Consider the following 22,278-nt stretch of genomic DNA (forward strand, 5'->3'; position numbering starts at 1 on the left):
CGGGAACACCTGGAATTTCAAGCCACTGCTGGAGACGAAGGCGCGCGCAGCCCCGACAGTCCGGCTTGATTGGTTGCGCGGCACTGCGCTACAAGACGCGGATTTCAAAGTTTGCTTATGCGCATATTGTCCGGCATACAACCTTCCGGCCGGCTTCATCTCGGCAACTATTTCGGGATGATGCGGCCGGCGATCGAACTGCAGTCGCAGGGGGAGGCGTTTTATTTCATCGCCAATTACCACGCGCTGACGACGGTGAACAACGCCACGGCACTGCGGCAGGGTACGATGGACGTCGCGCTCGATTTTCTGGCCTGCGGCCTGGATCCCGAGCGGGCCACTTTCTATCGGCAGAGCGATGTCCCGGAGGTTACGGAGCTGGCATGGCTGTTGTCGGTGGTCACGCCGATGGGCCTGCTAGAGCGTTGCCATTCCTACAAGGACAAAATCGCCAAAGGGATTTCGCCCTCTCACGGATTGTTTGCCTATCCCGTCCTCATGGCTGCCGACATTTTGAGCGTGCAGGCGGATATTGTGCCGGTCGGTCGCGACCAGAAACAGCACGTCGAGGTGACCCGGGACATTGCGATAAAATTTAATAATGTCTTCGGGGATGTTTTCCGTATTCCGGATGCGCAGATCCGCGAGGAAGTGGCAGTGGTGCCCGGGATTGATGGGCAAAAAATGTCGAAATCCTATGGGAATACCATCGATATTTTCGGTGACCCTAAGGAGGTTCGAGCCCGCATCATGCGGATCGTGACCGACAGCAAGACCGTGGCGGATCCCAAGGATCCGGAGACCTGCAACGTATTCGCGCTCTTTAAGCTATTTGCCACGCCGGATGAGCGCGAAACGATGGCAGACCGATATCGCGCGGGCGGCCTGGGCTATGGCGAGGTCAAGAAGGCGCTTGTCGAGAAGTTTGAGGCGCACTTCGCGCCGCTGCGAGCCCGTCGAGCGGAGCTGGCGGCCAATTTGGATTATGTGGAGCAGGTGCTGCGTCGAGGCGCGGAACGCGCGCGCGCGGAAGCCCGGGCGACCCTCGCGAAGGCGCGCGCGGCGGCGGGACTTGATTAGCGCATGACCACCCGCGAGGAATACCACGTCCGGCTCGACGTCTTTGAAGGGCCGCTGGACCTGCTGCTCTACCTGATCAAGCGGGATGAGCTCGACATTTACAACATTCCGATCGAGCACATTACCCGCCAGTACATGCAATATCTTGAGGCGATGCAGATGCTCGACCTCAACATCGCGGGAGAGTTCCTCGTCATGGCCGCGACACTGATGCTGATCAAAAGCCGGATGCTGCTGCCCGTCGAGGAGCGTCCCGAACTCGAGGCGGATGAAGAAGACCCGCGGTGGGACTTGGTGCGGCAGCTTCTTGAGTACAAAAAATTCAAGGACGCTGCGCTCCATCTTGAGAAACTGGCGCTGCAGCGCGAGGATGTGTTCGCGCGGGAGGGGGAGCATGTCGAGCTCGGTCCGGCGCCGGACGTCGCGCTGCGGGATGTCAGCATTTTTGACCTGATCAGCGCATTCACGGAGGCGCTGAAAAAAGCCCCCAATGAAAACGTCGCGGAAATTTTCCAGGAGCAGTATACCGTAGCCGAAAAAATCGATGAGCTGAGCCGGTTGATGAAAGAGCGTCCTTCCCTCCAGCTCGGCGAATTGCTAGGGCGGATGCGGAGCCGGTATGAGATGATCTGCACGTTCCTGGCGGTTTTGGAGCTGATCCGCCTCAAGGTGATCCGCGCCCGCCAGGAACACGCCTTTGGCGAGATCGAACTGGTCGCGGCGGATGCAGCATGAGCAAGGAGATGTGACGTGACGGGCGCAACCGTGTTGCCAGAACTTCGACAGATTATCGGCGCGCTCCTCTTCGCGGCGAAAGGACCGATAGGAGCCGGTGAGATTCGCCGCTGCCTTCGTCAGGTCGCGGAAGAGCGAGGAGGGAGTTACCGGGATTTTGCCGAACTTTCAGAGGAGGACATCCTTCGGGTCATTATGGAGGTTCGCGAGCAGCTTCGCGAAGCGCGGCTCGGGATCGTCATCAACGAGATCGCCTCCGGCTTTCGGATGGAGAATGATCCGGCATGCGGCCCTTGGCTGCGCGCGCAGTTGCAAAAGGGCCGGCCGAACCGCCTTAGCCGTCCGGCGCTGGAAACACTGGCCGTTATCGCCTATCGCCAGCCGTGCACGCGGGCGGAGATTGAAGCGGTGCGGGGCGTCGCAGTGGACGCGATTCTTCGAAACCTGATGGACATGCAACTTGTCAGGATTACCGGCCGCAGCGAATTGCCGGGCCGACCCTGGCTTTTTGGGACGACTCAGAAATTCCTGGAGTACTTCGGGCTCAAGGACATCCGGGATCTGCCCGGGATTGATGAATTGCGGCGGATGGAGGCTGAACAAAAGGCCCGCGACGCCATTGAAGGGCCGGAGCAAGCGGCATCAGCCGGTGAATCGCCCGAGCTTGAATTGGAGCCGTCGGTAGCTGGCGCCTCAAACACGGCAGCCGATGCCCCTGAAATCTCCGTCGATACGATGGGCAGCAGCTCGGGGCACCATACGGACCCCGCAGACCTCAGCTATGGCGGTGACTCTGCCGGCGGCAGCGGTTCTACAGGGATCGAAAAGGAGGAAACCGATTCACCGCGATGAAGCGGCGACCGGTCAGAAAGTCGGCCCACAAGTCCTCCGCCGGCGGCGGCTCGGCGACCAGTGACAGCCGCATGGAGGCGTTGCGCCGGCGGATCGACGCCCTCGATGCTGAGATTGTCGCTTTACTCAACGAGCGGTGTAGGGTCGCCCGACAGATCGGCGAGATCAAGCGGGCCAACGGTGGGGCCCTTTATGTGCCGGAGCGAGAACAGGCCGTACTCGCGCGAATTCGGGAGCTGAACCGCGGGCCGATGGACGACCGCGCCCTTGAGGCGATTTATCGGGAAATCATGTCGGCGGCTCTTGCTGTCGAGGGGCCCTTGAAGATTGGCGTCGCCGGCGCACCTGGCAGCCCGGCGGCGGAGGCCGCGCGCAACCACTTCGGGGCCAGCGCCAAGCTCTGTTATGTCGACCAGCCGTCAAAAGCCGTGGAAGGTATTCGCCGGCGGCGATGGGACGCCCTCTGCATGACGGAACCGGATCTCCCTGCCGCCTGTGCCGATCTGCAGGCGGGACGGCTCCGAGTCTGCGCCCGGGTCGGCAAGGGCATATGCATCTTGGTTCGGAACGATGCGCCGCAACTGGGCGCCGAGCGCGGGCCGATTTCGGGTCGCGGCTCGGCGGATAAGGGGACAACGTGAAGCTCAGAGACATCGCCAAACCGTGGGTTGGCTCGCTCGAGACATACCAGCCGGGAAAACCGATCGAGGAGGTCGCTCGCGAGCTGGGCCTCGGCGATCCATTGTCCATCGTGAAGCTCGCCTCGAACGAAAATGCGCTTGGCCCATCCCCGCGCGCCCTGGAGGCCATGCGCCTCGCAGCCGAGCGAATGCACCTCTACCCGGACGGCGACTCGTATTACCTGCGGGAGGCGATCGCAAAGAAATTCGGCGTCTCACGGAACGAAGTATTTATTGGACATGGCAGCAATGAGATCCTCGCGCTCCTCGGCCACGCATTTCTCGAACCCGGCGTCAGCGCCGTGATGTCCGAGAAGGCCTTCATTATCTACAAGCTGGTGGCCGCGCTATACCAGGCGGAGGCCATTGAAACGCCGGCGCGAAACCTCGGGCATGACCTGGATGCCATGCTGGCTGCCATCCGGCCCGACACGCGCTTGGTTTTCATAGCCAACCCCAACAATCCCACCGGCACGTTTGTTGAGCCGGCCGCACTGGACCGATTTCTCGAGAGATTGCCGGCGCATGTGGCGGCGGTTGTGGACGAGGCTTACCTCGAGCTGCTCCCGCCGCGGCTTCAGCCGGACAGCATACGCCACGTGCGCACGGGCCGGAATGTGTTCGTGCTGAGGACATTTTCCAAAGCCCACGGGCTCGCGGGCCTCCGAATCGGTTACGCGATCGCGCCGCCTGACGGGATTGACCTTCTGAATCGCGTTCGGCAGCCGTTCAATGTGAATGCGATGGCACAGGCGGCGGCGCTGGCGGCGCTAGACGACGAGGATCACATCCGCCGGACCCGCGAGATGGTGCAGGAGGGCCTCGACCAATTGTGCCAGGGCCTCGCGGAGATGGGATTCGAATACGTGCCGTCAGCGGCGAATTTTCTGCTTGTGAAGGTCGGGAACGGGCGACGATATTTTGAAGCTCTGCTTCGGCAACGGGTAATTGTTCGCCCGGTGGACGGGTATGGCTTGCCGGACTACATCCGGGTGAGCGTTGGCACGCGCGATGAAAATGAGCGGTTTCTTGACGCTTTGGCGGCCGTTCGGAATCTGCCCGCCTGACCGCGTCCGGCCCGCTGCTGATAAGGGATGCAACGAATATGATCATCGTCTTGAAACCTGATGCGACGGCCGAACAAATCGCGGAAATCGAGCAAAACATCCGGGATTGGGGTCTTCGCCCGCAGACCAGCAAGGGGACCGAACGCACGGTGATCGGGGTCATCGGCGATGAATCCCTCATTGCAAACAAGCCGCTCGACGTCTTCCCGGGTGTGGAGTCAGTACTGCGAATTCAGAAGCCGTACAAGCTAGCGAGCCGGGAATTTCGGCCCGCGTCAACGAATATTGTGATCCCGTGGGGAAAACCTGGCGGCGAGCCGGTGGTGATCGGCGGAGATCAGGTGATCGTTGTCGGCGGTCCATGTTCGGTCGAAAAGCCGGAGGTCATGCTGGAGACCGCCCGTCACCTTATCGCTTGTGGCGCGCGTATGCTGCGAGCTGGCGCTTTCAAGCCGCGAACCTCGCCCTACGCGTTCCAGGGGCTGGGCGTTGAAGGGTTGCGCATTTTAGCGGAGATCCGACGGGAGACCGGTCTGCCGTTTGTCACGGAAGTCATGGACACGCGCGATGTCGAAATGGTGGCGGAGTTGGCGGATGTGGTTCAGATCGGCGCGCGGAACACCCAGAACTTTTCTCTGCTAAAGGCGGTGGGCCGCACCCGGACGCCTGTGTTGCTCAAGCGGGGCATCGCCGGCACCGTCGAGGAACTGCTGATGAGTGCGGAGTATATTTTGAGCCAGGGGAATGACCGGGTCATCCTGTGTGAGCGGGGCATTCGGACCTTTGAGAAGGCGACGAGGAACACACTGGATCTCAACGCGGTGCCGGTCCTCAAGAAGCTTTCGCATCTGCCGGTGGCGGTGGATCCAAGCCACGGCATAGGAATCGCGGAGTTTGTGGTTCCAATGGCCTTGGCGGGTGTTGCCTGCGGCGCCGACCTCCTGTTGGTGGAGATGCATCCAGAACCCCAAAAGGCGACTTCTGACGGCGCCCAGACGATCAATCCCGAGCAATTTCGCCGCCTGATGGAAGGCGCCCGCGGCGTTGCCGCAGCGATCGGGAGGACGGTGTAGCCGGCGATGCGGCGGGTCGCGATCATCGGGCTGGGTCTGATGGGCGGCTCGATCGGACTCGCCGCGAAGGCCCGCGGCCTGCCGTGGGAAATCGTGGGCTACACGCGAACCCCGGAACGCGCCCGCTTGGCGCTGCGCCGCGGCGCGGTTGACCGCCTCGCTTCCGGCCCGGCCGAAGCCGTTCAAGAGGCGGACTTATCGGTTTTTTGTGCTCCGGTAGAGACGATCATCCGGCTGGTCCGGGAGGCGCGGCCTGGTTTCCGGGCGGGATCCGTGGTGACGGACGTGGCAAGCACGCGGGAGCAGGTGGACCGGGAGGTGCCGAAGATCCTCCGCGGAACGGGCGCCCGATTTGTCGGGAGCCATCCGGTAGCCGGTTCCGAGCAGCAGGGGATCGAAGCGGCGCGGCCCGATCTCTATGAGGGAGCGGTTGTGCTTTTGACCGCCACGCGTCAATCAGCGGGTGCCGCCTTGTCCCGAGTTCGCTCGTTTTGGAGGGCTCTCGGTGCGAGCTGCCTGCGGATCGACAGCGCGTCGCATGATCGAGTCCTTGCGCGTACGAGCCATCTACCGCACATGGTTGCGTCGCTTCTGGCCGCCACGGTGGGACGAGCGGGTGGGCGGCGGGACCTCGGCGCCTTTTGCGGGCGGGGATTTGCAGACACGACGCGGGTGGCCGAAGGCTCTCCGGAGGTCTGGTTGGATATCGTTCGCACAAATCGTTCGAATTTGGCGGTAGAATTGCGGGCATTCGGAGAAGAATTGAACCACTTGATCGGCGCTCTGGAATCGGGTGATGATGGGGCTGTTTTGCAGGTTTTGGAACGAGGGCGCGAAGCGCGGCGCCGCCTCCTGGCCCGCCGGGCCCTTTCAAAGGAACGAGTATGAGTCAAATTTCCCAGAATGTGATCGTCGGACCTTCCAAGCCCCTGCAAGGGGAGATTGAGGTTGCCGGCGATAAAAGCATTTCGCACCGCGTCGCGATGCTCGCCTCGATTGCGAAAGGCGAGTCAGAAGTGCGCAACTTTTTGCAAAGCGAGGATTGCCTTAACACGCTGCGCGCCATGGAGGCGCTCGGCGCGCGCTCGTTCTTTGATCAAACAGGTGCGCTTCACATCCATGGCACGGGCGGAAAGCTGATTCAGCCCGCCGGCGTGTTGGACGTCGGCAATTCGGGAACCACGATCCGGCTGCTTGCCGGTCTGCTGGCAGGGCAGTCGGGGGTCTTCGAGCTCACGGGTGACGAATCCCTGCGTAACCGTCCGATGGCGCGAATCAAGGACCCCCTCGAAAAGATGGGCGCAAAGGTCGAGCTGACCGGCGAGCGGGGCACGGCGCCGATCCGGATTATGGGGGCCGAGCTGAAGGCCATTGATTACGTGCTTCCGGTGGCGTCCGCCCAGGTCAAGTCGTGCATCCTGCTGGCCGCCCTGTACGCGGAGGGCACCACATCCATTACGGAGCCCCTTCCCACGCGGGATCATACGGAGCGGTTGTTCAAGATGCTCGGTCTGCCGCTGACGGTTGTGGGAGACCACATGACGTTGACCGGGTTCGGCAAAAAGGGACCGGCCATTCAGGCGCGTTCCTTTGACGTGCCGGGCGATTTTTCATCGGCGGCGTTCTGGCTCGTGGCGGCTGCGGCACGAGAGGGTTCGCGGGTGGTGATCCGAAACGTGGGGCTTAATCCTCGGCGGACGGCCCTCTTGGATGTGCTCGCGCGGGCTGGCGCAAACGTACGCACCTATCCGGCATCAGGTTCAGACGCGGGCGAGCCCTATGGGGATATCGAAGTGACGGGCGGCTCGCTCCGAGCGGTTGAGGTGGGTGGCGCTGAAATTCCAAACTTAATCGACGAATTGCCCCTTGTCGCCGTTCTCGGTGCGCTTTCCGAGGGCGAGACCGTCATCCGCGACGCAGCCGAATTGCGTGTCAAAGAATCGGACCGCATTGCGACAATGGCGGCGAACCTCCGTCTGATGGGCGTGGAGGTTGAGGAAACGCCTGATGGAATGAGAGTCCGTGGTCCCGCCTTGCTCAAGCCTTCGGGCGCGCTCCGCAGCTATGGCGACCATCGCATCGCGATGGCGATGTCGATTTTGGCGGGATTCGCCGCGGAAAAAACGGTCATTTCAAACGTAGCGTGCGTGAGCACGTCATATCCAACCTTCTGGCAGGATTACCGGTCGCTGGGCGGGCATGTTGAGTGACCGGGTGATTGCCGTTGCGATTGACGGGCCGTCGGCGTCCGGGAAATCAACGGTCGCGCGGCTCTCCGCTCGGGAATTGGGGTTTCTGTATGTGGATTCCGGCTCCCTCTATCGTGGATTGACTTGGAAATGCCTTCGAGAAGGGGTGGATACGGGAAATCCGGAGGAGGTCGCCAAGCTGGCAAACCGCGTTCGATTCGACTTTTTCATCGAAGACGGCGCGGTCCGATTCACCTTGGATGGAGAAGATCCAGGTCCCCAGATCCGTTCACTCCCGGTGCAGGAACGAGTCAGCGACGTAGCGGCGATTCCCGAGGTGCGTGCGCGAATCGTAGACCTGCTCCGGCAAACGACACGATTTGGCCCCGTTGTGATGGAAGGACGGGATATCGGGAGCGTCGTCTTTCCGGACACGCCGCATAAATTTTATCTCGACGCCGACCCGGAAGAGCGCGCCCGCCGCCGTCATCTGGAGTTGGCAGGGCAATCCGCAGGGTCGACGGTTGACACCGTACGCGAATCGTTGGAGAGGAGGGATCGGAAAGATTCGACCCGCAAAACCGCGCCCCTTCAAATTGCGGCCGGCGCCCGGATCATCGATTCGACGCACATGAAGGCGGAAGAGGTGGCGCGCATCGTGGTTGACCAGGTGCGCAGTGTCCGCTCCGAAACATGACCGGTCCGGAATACAGCCCGCGCCTGTATCGGATTTGCCGGTTTCTTCTCACGGCCTTCTTCAAGCTTTACAACCGGTTTGAAGTCGCGGGCGCGTCCAACATTCCCTGCGAGGGCGGCGTTCTCCTCGCTGCAAATCACGCCAGTTTTCTTGACCCCCCAGCGCTCGGCTGCGCCGCTGCAGGACGGTTTGTACGATATCTCGCGCGCGATACGCTGTTTTCCAATCCCAAGGTCGGCTCTTTTCTTCTCCGACTAGCAGCGGTTCCTATCTCACGAGATAAAGGGGATGTCGCGGCGCTAAAAAAAGCGATCTCGCTGCTGAAGTCCGGCGAATGCGTCGGGCTTTTTCCGGAGGGCACACGCTCTCCTGATGGACGGTTGCAGCCCGCGAAACCCGGAGTGGGTTTTCTGGTCGCCAAAGCAGGCGTTCCGGTGGTGCCGGCCTATATCGATGGTACCTTTCGAGCGCTTTCCCGACACCACAAATGGATTCGGCCGGCCAAAATTCGGGTTGTCTTCGGTTCCCCGATTCAACCGGCTGAATGGGAATCGATGCCGGAAGCCAAGGACCGTTATGAACGGATCGGCGCCTTGGTCATGTCGCGAATCGCGGAGCTCGCGCCGAAGGATTCACGCTAATAATTCTATCTGTTTATCGGTCAACAACTTGCGTTTACTCGCTACGCGCGCTGCTGAAAGCTTGACCGATGCGGGCCAATTTATAACAGTATTCTAACATTTAGTAAGGATTGATTTTTCTTTCCATGAGTGCATCGAGGGACCGCAAAACGGGACCGGCGAACAAATCGGCCTGGGCGATTCTTCTGGCGGGCGGCGACCTGCCGGGATTCGGACCAGATATCGATCCGCTGTTCTTATCTTTGAAATCCCAACCCATCTTGTCGTACGCAATCTCGGCGGTCGAGCGGTGTCCGGAAATTGAGCATGTCCTGATTGTAGCATCGCCGCCGCGAGTTGAGCGAATACGGGCCATGATTGGCATGTTTGGCTCTTCGAAGTGCAAAGCCATCATTCCGGCCGCGGGATCACGCGATGCAATGGTCCGAGCGGCTCTCCAATCTTTGGGCGAATCCAAACCCGCTTTCCTTGCGATTGTGGATGGCGCGATGCCCTTCGTCACGGCCGACATGTTGTCGGAAACGGTTCGTTTGGCGAAGAAATACGGGGCAGCGTCCGCGGCGAATGAGATCACCGGGCCGATCGTCCGAACCGACCATGGTGCCAAGGTGACTGGCTGGTCGAACGGCTCTACCTGGTGGCGGACATCGGGTCCGCAGGCATTTCGCGTGGAAGTCCTGGAGAAGGCTTTGGAGTACGCGGCGAAGAAGAAACTGCAGGTGCCGGATGAAGCGTCTGCGGTCGTTGCGATGAAGCAGGATTTGCGGATTCTTCCGGTTCAGCAGCGGCTCATTCGGATCGAAACGCGCCCCGACCTCGCGCTGGCTGAGTTTCTTATGCGTTGACGCAGGCTGGCGATTCGGGGACCTCGTTATTTCCTCGATAAGAAGAAATTGAAAGGAAGCTGTTCCAAGGCGCTCGGAAAGAAAAGGTCGCCGGACGTAAGCACGCAAATAGATCGGTCGAAATAGGATAAGCCATCGTAGCGCCTGTAGCCTCCCGTTCAACATGCTCCACGAGCAGCATACAGTAGGCGCCCTGCGGCGGTTGTCCGTTGAGAAGTAATAATGCGCAGAGGAGATCAGTTACGAGGTCGACCCAGAATTTGATCTGGAGGAGTCACTGCTCTAAATAGTTATTGAGAGATCCTTTCATGAAACACGCAATTCCGGTTGTAACTGTTTTGCTTGTGGGTTGCCTGATCATGGGCGCGGCCGCGGGGCCGGCTCCCGATACCGCGCCATCCAAAACCGTTCTTGCCGAAGAATTGGTTGACCTGATGAATGTGGAAGAGTCCATCCGGAACGGCTTGGAGATGTCGCGAAAGGCGATGATGGCCCAGCTCGAGCAGGCTTCCGCGCGATTTGCTGGGAACATAAATTTTGAAAAAACTCGAGAGGTCCGCCAGCAGATTATGAGCCTGATCGAGCGCGAAATGGCCTGGGAAAAAATCAAAGGTGAGTTTGTGGCTCTCTATGCGAACCTTTTTTCGGAAGAGGAACTCACCGGCCTGATCGAGTTTTACAAGTCGCCGGTTGGGGAAGCGTTTGTGCGAAAACAGCGGGAACTTATGCAGCGAAGTCTGGCTCTACACCAAAGGTTGATGGCGAATCTTCAACCCCAGATTCAACAGATCATTCGCGAGGCGCAGAAAGTGGCTGCCTCGCCCGATAAGGAGGAATGACCTATGCCGCTGTATGAATTCCATTGCAACGAATGCGGTCAGGAAATCGAACTGCTGGTTCGGTCCGCCGATTGGCGGGGGACTGCTTGCCCGCTCTGCGGCTCATCTAGGCTGGTGAAGAAGCTTTCGGTTTTTGCAGCCGGATCGTCTTCTTCCAAGTCGATGGGTGATTTGGCGACAGACAGCCCATGCTGCGGCGCTTCAGGCGCCGATGGAGCATGTTGCGGAGGTTCTTGCTCCTGGAACTGACTGGCCTTTTCCGCATCTGTCCTTAACCAGGGTGAATAGTTCCCTCATCGGGCGGGGAGGGCTCCAATGGGCCGGAATTCCGATTCACCTGCCGCCGCGATCCTCTCGGTACGACCGCGGAATTTCCGAAGAGACCAGGCGAAAGAAGATGGGCGCCATCAACATGGTGACAACGCCCGTGATGACCGAGGTTGGGAAAAGGCGATGCCAATCAACCCTCAATCGGAGGGAATTTATCCACCATCGATTTCATGAAGTCTCGCGTGTTCTAAACAAAACCCTGATTGAGGGACTTCTCGCGGCCCAAGCGCGGCCGCCTACTACGACAAATTCCGTGAGGAATTCGAAAGCGACAGAAGCCGAAAAGTCACACCGATCGGCCAAATCGCTAGCATAGGGTCGACGCTGAATTCCGTCTTGGGCTCGGCGAAAAAATGGCGTCGAGGAGCCGTGGCTCCCGATACGGAAAGTTTGATCTTGAGGATAGCGGGTTTAGGCGACCATCTCGCGGCTGATCAGAAATCTCGCGGGAAAGTCGGCCATGACCACTTCGTATTCGGGCATGTCACTGAGCGCGCTGAACAGTTGTTCAGCATAAACTAATCTCGCTGAACACGGCGTTAGGCCGCTAACAGGATCCAATCAAACGAAGGGTACGGCGGAGATCCCGTGACTTTCAGTAAGTCGAGGATATCGATCAGCTTCATCTCGGGCCAATGAAAGGCCGATGAAGAAACCAGTCGTGCGGATGGAGGCGCTAGAGGATTCTTAAAACGGGGAATTCCCCAATCGCTAGATTTCATTTTGGGATAAAGGCGGGTCGTAGTACTGGTTATTCCAGAGATTGGCGCTCAATCTGTTCAATGGGGCGGAGGGTTGCAGTTCTCGGCCTGGGTGATAAAGTGCCTCCATGCCTCGAATTCCACCTTGGATACGTCTCCGCATGAATGCGGAGAGCGAGTTTGCCCATGTTCATAATCTGATGGGCGACCTGGGGCTTCATACCGTCTGCAAAAGTGCCAAGTGTCCGAACATTCACGAATGCTGGGGCCGAGGCACGGCCACGATGATGCTCCTGGGTAATCTCTGCACGCGGGCCTGTCGTTTTTGCGCGGTTCCGGCCGGACGGCCGCGTGGATTGGACCTGGATGAACCGCGGCGGGTTGCCGAGGCGGCCCGACGCATGAATTTGCGTCATGTGGTGCTGACGAGCGTCGCGCGCGACGACTTGCCGGATGGCGGGGCGGGCATTTTCGCGGAAACGATTCTGGCGATACGGCGCGAGCTTCCTGGCGCGACGATCGAGGTGTTGACGCCGGATTTCCAGGGCAATTTCGACAGTTTGAACCTTGTCCTCGATGCGAAGCCTGATGTCTTCAACCACAATCTGGAGACCGTCAAGCGACTGCAGGCGGCGATCCGTCCACAGGCCTCCTACGGCCGATCCCTCTCTGTGTTGCGGGCGGCGGCGCGTCGACCCGAACCCCCTGTGGTCAAATCGGGGCTGATGGTGGGTCTCGGAGAAACGGACGAGGAGATAACCGAGGCGATGCGCGATCTCTATGAGGCCGGTGTTCGTTTATTGACAGTGGGGCAATATCTGCAGCCCACGCGTGCTCATCGCCCCGTGGCGCGATATGTCGAGCCGGAGCGGTTTGCCGCGTATGAGCGAGAGGCCCGCGCCATGGGATTTCTGGGCGTCGCTTCTGGTCCGATGGTTCGATCATCCTACAAGGCCGAGGAGTTGTTGAAAGCGGCCCGGGAAGCCGCGAGTCTGGCCGCCCCCTGAGAGGAGGGAAATGGCCAGCTATCTTGCGTATCGCGTGGCGTCGATCCTGGCGCGCGCGATGCCGCGGGGATGCGCGTACTGGCTCGGTGTGCGGATTTCGGATCTGTATTACGCGCTGGATGCTCCCGCCCGGCGTGCGGTGGAGAGCAATTTGCAACGGGTGTTCAGCTATCGTGGCGTAGTTTTGTCACGAGACGCGAAGCGTGGATTGGCCCGGCAGACCTTTCGGTATTTTGGCAAATATATCGTCGATTTTTTTAGGGATGGCGGGCTCGGAATCGAAGAGGTGGAGCGGCGGGTCAGCATCGAGGGCCGCGAGCGCCTCGAATCGGCATATGCCAGTAAGCGTGGAGTTGTCCTAGTGACCGCTCATCTGGGCAACTGGGAACTCGGAGGGGCCGTTTTGAGCGCACTCGGCTATCCGATCCATGCTGTCGAGGCGCCCCAGAGAATGCCCCGCTTGGAAAAACTCTTGCGAAGACAGAGGGAACGCCGGGGAGTGCACATCGTCCACGTCGGAAAATCTGCGCGGGTTCTGCTCAAGCGGCTGCGTGAGGGCCATTGTGTCGCTTTGCTGGCCGACCGAGATTTTTCCGGCGAACACGAAGAAACGCTATTCTTCGGAATGGCCACCCACCTGCCTCGCGGCGCGGCGTGGTTGGCTCACCGGGCCGACTCGCCGATTTTGCCGGTCTTCCTCATCCGCATGGTCGATGACACGTATCTGCTCCGCATCAAGCCTGCAATCGACCCCCGTGAGTCGCCCTCCGAGCGAGCAACACATGAGCGCATCCGCGATGCGCTGGAAGAGGAAATCAGCGAAAATCCGCATCAGTGGTTTGTCTTCCGAGAATTCTGGAAAACCGACGTGCCTTTGGCGCCTTCGAGAAGGCCATGAAAACAGAGCGTTGTTGCGCCGTTGTTCCTGCTTTTTGCGAGGCCGCGACCATCGGGGGCGTGGTCTCGGGGCTTCGGCAGCTCGGGATTGACGTGATTGTCGTCGACGACGGCTCCAGCGACAGCACCGCGTCCGTCGCATCCGCGCACGGAGCCCACGTAGTTCGTCATGAGACCAATTCGGGCAAGGGAGCCGCCCTACAAACCGGTATTTCACTCGCCCTGGAGCGTGGTTACGACTGGATCGCCACGCTTGACGGTGACGGACAGCACGACCCTCAGGATCTTGCCACCCTGATGGAAGCCGCCGCCCGCATGGCCGCAGACATCATTTGTGGGAACCGGATGGCAAGTCCATCCGGCATGCCCTGGATTCGGAGATTGACCAATCGGACGATGAGCCGATGGATCAGCCGCGCGGCCGGCAGTGACATTCCCGATTCGCAATGCGGATTCCGCCTCTACCGTGCGGAACTTCTGCGCCATCTGAGATGCGGATCAACGCGATTCGAATGGGAAAGCGAAATCCTACTCCGCGCGGCCGCTTCGGGCGCACGAATCATTTCAGCTCCCGTCCGCTGCATTTATGGCGGCGAACGGAGCAAGATTCGGCCGATTCGGGACACGCTCCGTTTCTGGCGAATGTGGCGACAAGTCTTGCGCGAACTTCGTCACTCCCGAAACCGGTAGCCGACGCCCCGGACCGTTTCGATCCACGAAGCCGCTTCCCCCAGTTTTTTTCTGAGCCCGGCCACTTGGACGTCCACAGCGCGATCCGTAACGGGGTAATTTTCGCCGCGAACCCCGGCGACAATCTGGGTTCGGTTGAATACCCACCCGGGATGGCTCGCGAGGAAATGGAGGATTCCGAATTCCGTAAAGGTGAGTTTGGGCACCGCCCGGCCCTTGTAGAGCACTTCGTGGCGCCCGGGGTTGATGATGAAATCGTTGATCTTGAGGCAGGGCATGTTCGGCCTCGGCGAGGCCGGCGCCGCGCGCTTGACGGCCTGGACCGGAATTACACAGGAAGCTTCACTCTCGTTAGACGCTCCGATGGCGAGATTCACGGCGCCCGCGGGATCCAGCCATAAAAGGAGAGGACGCGAATTCGAGGTCTCCCGCAGGGCTTCCAACACGCGCAGCCCTTGGTCGTCCGGCAACGTGAAAATGATCTGAACGCGCCCGGATTTCAGGTCGACAGAAGTGCGGCCGTCGGTCAGTCCCTGTTGATTGAATGACGCGCGGGCCTCCGGCAGATTCTCTGCTCGATTCTTTGAGGCTTTCGGCCTGCGCTGGCGAACCATGATCATATTGAAACTCCTTTTTTCAAACTTGGAACTATTGCGATTTGAACTGTCGGGTTCACCCTTCGACCGGATCCACGTGCACCGAGAAAGGAGAACCATCAATTAGATTGATTCGCAGAAATCATGCCACGATGCCCGACCGCCGGGTTCGACAACTCAATGCGCTGCTGATGAACGAGTTAAGAAAAAACTATCGCAATTCGAAAATTTCCGGCGTGAACCATTTTGCTACCGAAAATGTAATTTGTTTCTGCCAAATCTACATCTTTGTAGTTCGGGACTGACGATATACGTTCGAGGACGGAAATGTTTGGAAAGCAGATTGGCGGAGCCGACCCGCCACGGGGATTCCGAAGCCGGGTCAATCGTTTTGCAAGTCAGGGGTGTGATCTCGTTCAGTCGGGATCAAATTGCCCGAGGTCGGAATCAGAAATTCTCGCAGTAGGGGCAGAGCAAATGATGGCCTTTGGAAACGCAGTGAAGACGTTCCCGAATGTCATGGGGCAGATCAAGAAATTGAATCCAGACGCGATAGCGGTTGATGCGGGGATCGAAACGACAGCCGACGACGGTGCCCGTACAAACAAGGTTCCCCATTTCGCCAGTCGGATGAGGATATTCGATAGAGGTCTCAAGAATAGTGAAAAGTTCGATGGGAGAATCGAGTTCGACCTGCAGGCCGAGAGGACAAATCCGCACTTGGTCGGTTTGGGTGACGGCGGCCGCGGATGAAGCCGATACCGTCACCCTAGGTTGTTCCCGGGAATACTCTGTCGCCGACATCCCAGTATTCATGTGATGAATCTACTGGTGAAACCGCTTGTGTCAAATGGCGTTATCGCATGCGGGCCACGAGAATTACTCCGATGACTAGGAACAGAACATTCGGCAGCCATGCCCCGAGAGCTGCTGGAATTACCATATTTTTCGCCATGGATAAGGCCACCTTGACAAGGACGAAATAGCTGAAGACGAGCCCGATCGAGAGGGTGACGCCGAGCAATGCGCCCTTGCGACCGGTTTGAGCGCCGAACGGGATGCCCAGGAGCGTAACGATAAGGCAGGTCCACGGTTCGGCGATCTTGAAGTGCATGTCGGCTCGGATCCGTGCCAAAGCGGCCGGGTCGCGGCGGCTGTTGACCTGCAAATATTCGTAGAGCTCGCGGCTCGTGAGAAATTCGGGCTCCTTGACCTCGTTTAGGAAGAAGTCCGGTGTTTCGGTCAATTGAGGCATCTCGCGCGTCAGGTAAAAGCGCGGAGCGCCGATGGGATTGCTGTCTGCGTCGTAGTCGCGCCACTCCAGCTCGCGAAGCCACCACCGTCCGTCCAACCAGCGCGCCTCCTTTGCCCGTGCTCGCCATTCATCGGACATGTCTTCCCGCTGCTGGGTAATCTCAACGTTTCGCATCAGGTAGGTTCTCACGTCGAATTCGCCGATGAGCCACGCTCTCCGCGCGGCCTGATTTTTGACAGCGACCTGGCGTTTGACATACACCAAATTCGGGTCCGCACGCTTTTGCTCCCGGACAAAATTTTTGCACCAGTAGGCCGCCTTTGGCCCAATGGTTTCGTGGATGGCCGCGACAACCAGGCTGGCCAAAAGACCGACTGAGATGTAAGGCAGCATCAAGCGGGTTATGCTGATCCCGCAGGCCCGCATCGCCGTCAGTTCATTGTTCTTGGTCAGACTGGACAGCGAGTAGAGGACGGCCAGAAAAAGGGAGATCGGAACGATTTGGACAAGCACAGACGGTAGAAGGACGGCGTAGTATTTCAGAATGAGCAGAGGCGGCGTGTTGCCGTCCAGAAAATCGGATAGGTTGTCGAAAAGATCAAATACGACGTACAGCAGGCAAAACGCCAGTAACACATATACAAAAGGCGTCAGGAACGTGCCCAGAAGATACCGGTCAATTAATTTCATGCGCCACTTCAACCTATCCGGATTCGGACGGTGGCTCAAGGCGTGGCATCGCCTTCAGAAGGCGAGCTGAAAGCGAATCAACAGCAGGTCGGCCTCGCCGAGGTCCTCCACGCGAGCGCGAATCCAATTGATGGACGCACGAACAAGTGCATTGACATACCAATTGACAGCGGCGCCGATGTTTCGGATGGCCCCGCCGAGAGGCGGCGCGCCGTCAAACTCGAGGTTCGACAACCGAATCGCCACTTCCCAGGCGCCGATCCCTCCTGAATCAAACGTGGTCGTTGGCTGAATCCCCCCTACAGTACCGCTCCTCGCGAGGTAGGGCCTGGTTTCCCCAGTCAGGGCGTAAGCCGCCTGGATATAACCGCCCTGATGGGCTTGCTCATCGCCGTCTGTGCTAGCTGTCGAAAGGACCCACTCGGCCTGTGCTGACAAAGAGCCGATGGTGGCGGCCGATTCGAGGCCGACGAGGATTATGTGGTCCGCGGGGAGGTTCGTTGCAGACAAAAATGGAGGGACCCATCGGTTTTCCGGCCGCGCGCGGAGATCGAGGACGCCTTCCGGCGGTTCGCGAAGGCTCACTGCGGCGCCGATGTGGAACCAGCCCGAGGACGGAACATTGGTCAGCAGCAGAGTGGTCGCCCGCGCGGTGAGGCCGTAGCCGTCATCAGAGATGATCCGCCCGGTTTCATCTGTATCACGAAAGATGCCATAGGAGAGCGTCGCGCGTTCTCCGGCGAGTGTTCGGATCGTTCGGATGCCTGCATGGTAACCCGGATAAAATGCGCTCAACGCCCGTTCGGCGAAAACGATCGACGTGTTGGCGTTGAGCTCATCGAGTCCGAAGGGTTCCTGCTGGTGTCCGACCCGAACTGTTCCGAGAACAGGGATGTCCGAGAGGCCCGCATACAGGTTGCGTATTGCCGTACGGCCACCCGACAGATCCACATGGGCAGCAAAATGTGTGCGGCTTGAAAGATCCCCATCGGCTTCCAACCAGAACCGTCTGAAATCAACCGTATTTCTGAAGGGGCCCTTCGACTCTTCAAGCGATTTGTCTGACGAGACAGGATACGACCAGTCGTTTTGAAAGCGGAGACCGAGCCGCAAGCGCAACCCCGATTCGGGTCGTCGGATTTCCAGCCGGTTATTCCAGACCACCGCGGCCCGGCCGGTCGTCGGCGGCATGGCGAGATCCTGCAATGGTCCGGTGGAGGAAGACATTTCCGGAGCGCTCGCCCCATTCGGGTCCAAGGCCAGGGCGCCGAAGCGACAGCCGATCATAATGAGGAGAACAAAGGAGAGAGACGTCCACCTGGGGATTTGGGCCATGACCATACCCTTGTCAACGGTTTGGTTCCGAAGAGCAAGCGTGGAGTGATTTCCGGCTCCTTGCCCGCTGGCGCTTTCTGCGGCCGCAAAGTCTCTTGCGTTGCACAGCGGAGCGGGTCATGGTGTAACCACTAAGGAGTTTTGTGAGCCATGAGCGAAACGCCGATCCTCGATTTCATTTTGGCGAATTACAAAAACTTCAACGCGCGCGCGACCCGCGATGCGATGCTCGCCTACTGGCGTCATATCGAGAGGGGCGGGACCATGCTTTGGGCCGTTGCAGGGGCGATGTCATCGGCTCAACTGGGCATTACCTTGGCGCCGGCCATCCGGGAGGGGCTGATCCATGCACTTTCCGTGACCGGAGCCAACCTGGAGGAGTCGCTTTTCCGGCTCGTTGCCCACACGCATTACCGGGACTTCCCGGAATATCGGTATTTTCGCAAAGAGGACGACGCCAAAATTCTTGCGCAGCGAATGCGCCGCGTGACCGACACGAGCATCCCGGAAGACGAGGCATTCCGGGCCGTCGAAAAAATCATCGTGCCCATGTGGAAGGATGCGACGAAAAGAGGCGAACGAAGATTTTGGCACGAATATTTTTATGATTTGGTCCTTCGCCTGAAACGCAGCCAGTGCGACGGCAAACCCGAGGAATGCTGGTTGTTGGCGGCAGCGAAGGTTCGACTTCCGTTGTTGGTGCCCGGTTACGAGGATTCCACCTTCGGAAATATATTTGCATCGTATGTAAAAACGGGGGAGTGCAGCGCGTCGATCGTAAAGTCGGGGATCGAATACATGGCGGAATTTTATGACCGGTACGAAGAACTGTCCCGCGGGGCGGGATGCGGATTTTTCCAGATTGGCGGGGGAATTGCCGGAGACTTTCCAATCTGCGTGGTTCCGTCGATCAAATACGACCTCCAAAAACCGGTCCGGCCCTGGGCCTATTTTTGCCAGATCTCCGACTCGACCACCTCCTATGGGTCGTATTCGGGGGCGACGCCGAACGAAAAAATCACATGGGACAAGCTCACGCCAGACACCCCTATGTTCGTTATCGAATCGGACGCGACGATCGTCGCGCCGCTCATTTTGCGCGCCCTCCTCGAGTGCAAAGCCTACCCGGCCGCTGCCCGGAAACGAATTGCTGCATTTGAGCGCGGGCAAAAATCTGCGCGAGCCGCGCATGCGGCGCGCTGAAAGCCCTTCCGCCCGCGCGTCCTTGAAGTAACGGGGCGGTTGTCTGCGGGGCAGTACGTTGCTTGCAGATGAATGACTGATGAAAGTCGGACTTCGTCCATGAATGAAATGATTCACGTGACTCGGACGGATGGACCGGAGAAAACCCGACCCGTTCACCCGGTTTTTTCAGCAGTGGCGTGGCTGTGGAACACCGGCCGAGGCGTGCCAGGGTGGCTCGCCGTAGCCGGGTTTGTTGGATTGTCGGGGATCTTTTTCCTGCTGTTCGTGTTGATGGCCATCTACGGCATTCCCTGGGCAAAAATCATCTATGCCGAGGCGCCGTATCAGAACTTTTTTCTGGGCTTGGCGTCGCTGTTCGCAGCATGGGTTGTTCACTCCGGCTGGCGCAGTCCTTGGACGACGTGGCGCAGGGTCAGCGGCAAATTCATTTTGTTTACATTGAGCCTTGCATTTTCATTCGCGCTTGGCGAAGTGGCCCTGCGGGCGATGCTCATCGTCAATCAGCAGCGGAATTCGCTCGACCGCCTGAAACAACTGCGGGAGATGGGGAAGAAATTGCCTGTGCGCAGTACCCATCCCATGGCGATCATCATCGAACCGAGCTACAACGCCCGACTGGTTTACGAACTGAAACCAAACCTCGACATGCTTTTTGGACACCGGACTTTGAGGACCAACTCGGACGGCATGCGGGATGACCGGGATTACTCGACCGAAAAGCCCCAAGGCGTGATTCGGATTTTTGGGATAGGGGATTCCGGGATGTTCGGGTGGGGCGTCCATCAGAATCAGGAATACATGGCCGTCCTGAGGTCCAATCTGCAGGCCCGCGCGGACGGCCATCGGTATGAAGTCATGCACGCGGCCGTTCCCGGCTACAATACGCAACTCGAAGTGGAATCGCTCCGCGCCAAGGGACTCAAATACAAGCCGGACATCGTCATTGTCGGATGGTGCGACAACGATTTCTCGCTGCCATTCTTCATGCTGCAGAAGGAGAATTATTACCGTCGGGACGTGTCATTTTTGCATCTACTTCTGTTTCACCGCGAGCAGTTGATAACGATGATCGCGGGAGCACACTTTCGGGATATGAGGAATTTTGATCGAAACCAAGTGGTCGACGAGTTGCTTGCCGGCTCTGATATTCAGGGGGTCGAAAACGCCTTTCGTGAGCTCAAAGGTCTCGCCGAGACCAATCATTTCAAGGTGCTTGTCTTTGGGTCCATGCGGAAAGAGGCCGAAGAAATATGTTCGCGGGTCGGACTGCCGTACTTCAACCTCCGCACGCAAATTCCTGCAGACCGTCATCCTCCTGAATGGGCCGTGCACTTCATGCACCCGCGACCGGAGGGCCATGCTGTTCTGGCGCGCTATTTGGAGCAGGAGCTTATTCGGCTCGGCTGGTTACCTGCAGCACCCGCTGGTGTCGAGAATACAAACCGCGACTCCGCCGGCATGGCCTCCGGATCCTGAATCGAGCCCCGCATCGAGTGACGCCCTATCTCGTCTGATCAAAGCGGGGACTTCCATCCCTTTCAGGACAGCCCGCCCCCGGATACCTAGTGCTCAGACCGCGCCGGATCAATGCGTCCCTAGCGAGCCATCGATCCCCACCCAGACGGTATGAGCGCTATCTGGTGGGGCATCGCTCTCGTCATAATTGTATTGAAGTCGAATTCGCACGTGCTCTGAGGGCCGGAATGCGACAAGAGGCGAAATTCGCCAGCGGTCGGCACGGAGCGGATCATCGTCGCGTTCAATCACGCCGGCATCATTTCCCGATGCATATTCGATCCGAAGCCCCGTCTCCCACCTCGGCAAGAATGACAAGGCAATTTGGCTATAGATGCCCCAATCGCGAATTGTTTCAGACGGAAAAGTCAAGTATTCGGATGCCAGCGGGATGGCCAATTCGCCGCACCTAAATTCGCGGCTCATAATCTCCGTTTGCCACCGTAGCCAACGCTCAGGCATTTGAGGGCCGGGCCGGTACAGATCCAACGAGATGTCTGCGCCGTGAATTTGTGTTTCCCCGTCTTCGCTGGATGAATTGGGTCCCCACAAGGCTGAAATGCCGATTTTCAGCCCGGTCGTCTCTGAGTCGATCACTTTCTGTTCAAACCGGCCGGAAAATAACAACTCGTCCACGGATTCGGGGTCGCGGATGATGGATGGGCGCCCGCCAACTGTCCCGCCGGCCATTGAGATGAGGTGGATCTCGCCATCGTCTTCGCCTGTATGATCGTGATGGTTCGACTCGGGAACAGCATGGTGGAATTCATGGTCCGCTCCTAGAAAACTGATGGCTGAGGAGTGATCGGCATTTTGAGCGCCGAAGATGAGCAAAGGGGTTCCCGGCAATTGTGTTTGCCAAGCTACCCGCGCACCCGCCGACCGCAACCCTTCCGGGCCGAGCAAACGGGTGGCGATGAACGGCTGGTCAATCCAATCCCACGAATGAGGGTGCGTCGAATTGATCAGGCCAAATTCGGTGAGGTACTGTCCAACCTTCAATTCGAGCGCATCGGACCCAAGGGCCGATGTCAAATACGCTTCCTCCAGCTCAACGTGATCCGCGTCGGCCACCACGTGAGCGGCGGCGAAAAATGGATCGACCCTTCCTGAAAGGGAAATTTCAGCGCCTTGCAGGGTGAATCCGTTTTGTTTTGGGTCGTGTTTTCCGCTTTGAAACAGTTCGAGGTCAGCCGGATCGGCGGTCGAACCGCCGCCTGCAGCAAGAAGGTTCAAGGATAAATTGATCAGCGGTGATGAGGACGTGTCGGCTTGATGAGCCCGGCTGGGCATCTGAATCGCCAGCGCCCAGACGACTAAAGCAACGAGAATGTATTGATGAAGATGTCGAGTCATCT

The 22,278-nt window shown here is 58.9% G+C and carries 23 protein-coding genes; 18 read left to right on the forward strand and 5 right to left on the reverse strand.

The genetic code is table 11. The features are described 5' to 3' along the window. The first annotated feature begins 117 nt into the window (after positions 1–117). From trpS to NZ740_04835, 16 genes are all read left to right on the forward strand, one after another. Entirely contained in the window at positions 118–1,080 is a 963-nt protein-coding gene (gene trpS, locus NZ740_04760; protein ID MCS6771318.1) for a tryptophan--tRNA ligase, read from the forward strand. Positions 1,081–1,083: 3 nt separating this feature from the next. Then, a complete protein-coding gene (locus NZ740_04765; GenBank protein ID MCS6771319.1) occupies positions 1,084–1,815 on the forward strand; it encodes a segregation/condensation protein A in 732 nt (243 codons plus the stop codon). Between the two features lie 15 nt (positions 1,816–1,830). Continuing rightward, on the forward strand, positions 1,831–2,667 hold the full coding sequence (gene scpB / locus NZ740_04770) for an SMC-Scp complex subunit ScpB (GenBank protein ID MCS6771320.1): 837 nt from the start codon (positions 1,831–1,833) through the stop codon (positions 2,665–2,667). Further along, positions 2,664–3,308 carry a chorismate mutase gene (gene pheA / locus NZ740_04775; protein ID MCS6771321.1) on the forward strand — a complete coding sequence of 215 codons (645 nt, stop codon included), beginning with the start codon at positions 2,664–2,666 and terminating at the stop codon, positions 3,306–3,308. Before scpB ends, pheA begins: the two co-directional genes overlap by 4 nt. Further along, positions 3,305–4,414, forward strand: a complete 1,110-nt coding sequence (gene hisC, locus NZ740_04780; GenBank protein MCS6771322.1) for a histidinol-phosphate transaminase — start codon at positions 3,305–3,307, stop codon at positions 4,412–4,414. Before pheA ends, hisC begins: the two co-directional genes overlap by 4 nt. A 38-nt stretch (positions 4,415–4,452) precedes the next feature. Continuing rightward, the gene (gene aroF, locus NZ740_04785; protein MCS6771323.1) at positions 4,453–5,487 is read left to right on the forward strand and encodes a 3-deoxy-7-phosphoheptulonate synthase; all 1,035 of its coding nucleotides are present in this window, start codon (positions 4,453–4,455) and stop codon (positions 5,485–5,487) included. A gap of 6 nt (positions 5,488–5,493) precedes the next feature. Further along, a complete protein-coding gene (locus tag NZ740_04790) occupies positions 5,494–6,375 on the forward strand; it encodes a prephenate dehydrogenase/arogenate dehydrogenase family protein (GenBank protein MCS6771324.1) in 882 nt (293 codons plus the stop codon). Further along, on the forward strand, positions 6,372–7,697 hold the full coding sequence (gene aroA, locus NZ740_04795) for a 3-phosphoshikimate 1-carboxyvinyltransferase (GenBank protein ID MCS6771325.1): 1,326 nt from the start codon (positions 6,372–6,374) through the stop codon (positions 7,695–7,697). Before NZ740_04790 ends, aroA begins: the two co-directional genes overlap by 4 nt. After that, a complete protein-coding gene (gene cmk / locus NZ740_04800) occupies positions 7,687–8,373 on the forward strand; it encodes a (d)CMP kinase (protein ID MCS6771326.1) in 687 nt (228 codons plus the stop codon). Before aroA ends, cmk begins: the two co-directional genes overlap by 11 nt. Further along, on the forward strand, positions 8,370–9,014 hold the full coding sequence (locus NZ740_04805; GenBank protein MCS6771327.1) for a 1-acyl-sn-glycerol-3-phosphate acyltransferase: 645 nt from the start codon (positions 8,370–8,372) through the stop codon (positions 9,012–9,014). Before cmk ends, NZ740_04805 begins: the two co-directional genes overlap by 4 nt. Positions 9,015–9,139: 125 nt before the next feature. Then, on the forward strand, positions 9,140–9,859 hold the full coding sequence (locus tag NZ740_04810) for a 2-C-methyl-D-erythritol 4-phosphate cytidylyltransferase (GenBank protein ID MCS6771328.1): 720 nt from the start codon (positions 9,140–9,142) through the stop codon (positions 9,857–9,859). A gap of 308 nt (positions 9,860–10,167) precedes the next feature. Continuing rightward, on the forward strand, positions 10,168–10,698 hold the full coding sequence (locus tag NZ740_04815; GenBank protein ID MCS6771329.1) for a DUF2059 domain-containing protein: 531 nt from the start codon (positions 10,168–10,170) through the stop codon (positions 10,696–10,698). Positions 10,699–10,701: 3 nt separating this feature from the next. Next, the gene (locus tag NZ740_04820) at positions 10,702–10,947 is read left to right on the forward strand and encodes a zinc ribbon domain-containing protein (GenBank protein MCS6771330.1); all 246 of its coding nucleotides are present in this window, start codon (positions 10,702–10,704) and stop codon (positions 10,945–10,947) included. A 910-nt stretch (positions 10,948–11,857) separates the two neighbouring features. Then, positions 11,858–12,736, forward strand: a complete 879-nt coding sequence (gene lipA, locus NZ740_04825) for a lipoyl synthase (protein ID MCS6771331.1) — start codon at positions 11,858–11,860, stop codon at positions 12,734–12,736. 10 nt (positions 12,737–12,746) lie between these two features. Next, positions 12,747–13,634 carry a lysophospholipid acyltransferase family protein gene (locus tag NZ740_04830; GenBank protein MCS6771332.1) on the forward strand — a complete coding sequence of 296 codons (888 nt, stop codon included), beginning with the start codon at positions 12,747–12,749 and terminating at the stop codon, positions 13,632–13,634. Further along, positions 13,631–14,323 (forward strand): glycosyltransferase family 2 protein, encoded by a 693-nt coding sequence (locus NZ740_04835; GenBank protein MCS6771333.1) that lies wholly within the window; start codon positions 13,631–13,633, stop codon positions 14,321–14,323. The genes NZ740_04830 and NZ740_04835 overlap by 4 nt, the downstream gene beginning before the upstream one ends. Here the strand turns inward: NZ740_04835 and NZ740_04840 are convergent. The 4 genes from NZ740_04840 to NZ740_04855 form a co-directional block, all read right to left on the reverse strand. Beyond that, positions 14,305–14,943 (reverse strand): response regulator transcription factor, encoded by a 639-nt coding sequence (locus NZ740_04840; protein MCS6771334.1) that lies wholly within the window; start codon positions 14,941–14,943, stop codon positions 14,305–14,307. The genes NZ740_04835 and NZ740_04840 overlap by 19 nt on opposite strands. A gap of 423 nt (positions 14,944–15,366) precedes the next feature. Beyond that, a complete protein-coding gene (locus tag NZ740_04845; GenBank protein ID MCS6771335.1) occupies positions 15,367–15,735 on the reverse strand; it encodes a hypothetical protein in 369 nt (122 codons plus the stop codon). Between the two features lie 40 nt (positions 15,736–15,775). Then, entirely contained in the window at positions 15,776–16,864 is a 1,089-nt protein-coding gene (locus NZ740_04850; GenBank protein MCS6771336.1) for an LptF/LptG family permease, read from the reverse strand. Between the two features lie 54 nt (positions 16,865–16,918). Further along, the gene (locus tag NZ740_04855) at positions 16,919–18,199 is read right to left on the reverse strand and encodes an OprO/OprP family phosphate-selective porin (GenBank protein MCS6771337.1); all 1,281 of its coding nucleotides are present in this window, start codon (positions 18,197–18,199) and stop codon (positions 16,919–16,921) included. Between the two features lie 150 nt (positions 18,200–18,349). On the opposite strand from NZ740_04855, the gene NZ740_04860 reads away from it, so the two are divergent. After that, the gene (locus NZ740_04860) at positions 18,350–19,402 is read left to right on the forward strand and encodes a deoxyhypusine synthase family protein (protein MCS6771338.1); all 1,053 of its coding nucleotides are present in this window, start codon (positions 18,350–18,352) and stop codon (positions 19,400–19,402) included. A 99-nt stretch (positions 19,403–19,501) separates the two neighbouring features. Continuing rightward, entirely contained in the window at positions 19,502–20,881 is a 1,380-nt protein-coding gene (locus NZ740_04865) for an SGNH/GDSL hydrolase family protein (protein ID MCS6771339.1), read from the forward strand. 108 nt (positions 20,882–20,989) lie between these two features. Here NZ740_04865 and NZ740_04870 read toward each other — a convergent pair whose 3' ends face one another. Continuing rightward, complete coding sequence (locus tag NZ740_04870) at positions 20,990–22,276, reverse strand: TonB-dependent receptor (GenBank protein ID MCS6771340.1); 1,287 nt, start codon at positions 22,274–22,276, stop codon at positions 20,990–20,992. Between the last annotated feature and the right edge of the window lie 2 nt (positions 22,277–22,278).

Source organism: Kiritimatiellia bacterium, from assembly GCA_025054615.1.
GTDB lineage: Bacteria > Verrucomicrobiota > Kiritimatiellia > CAIVKH01 > CAIVKH01 > JANWZO01.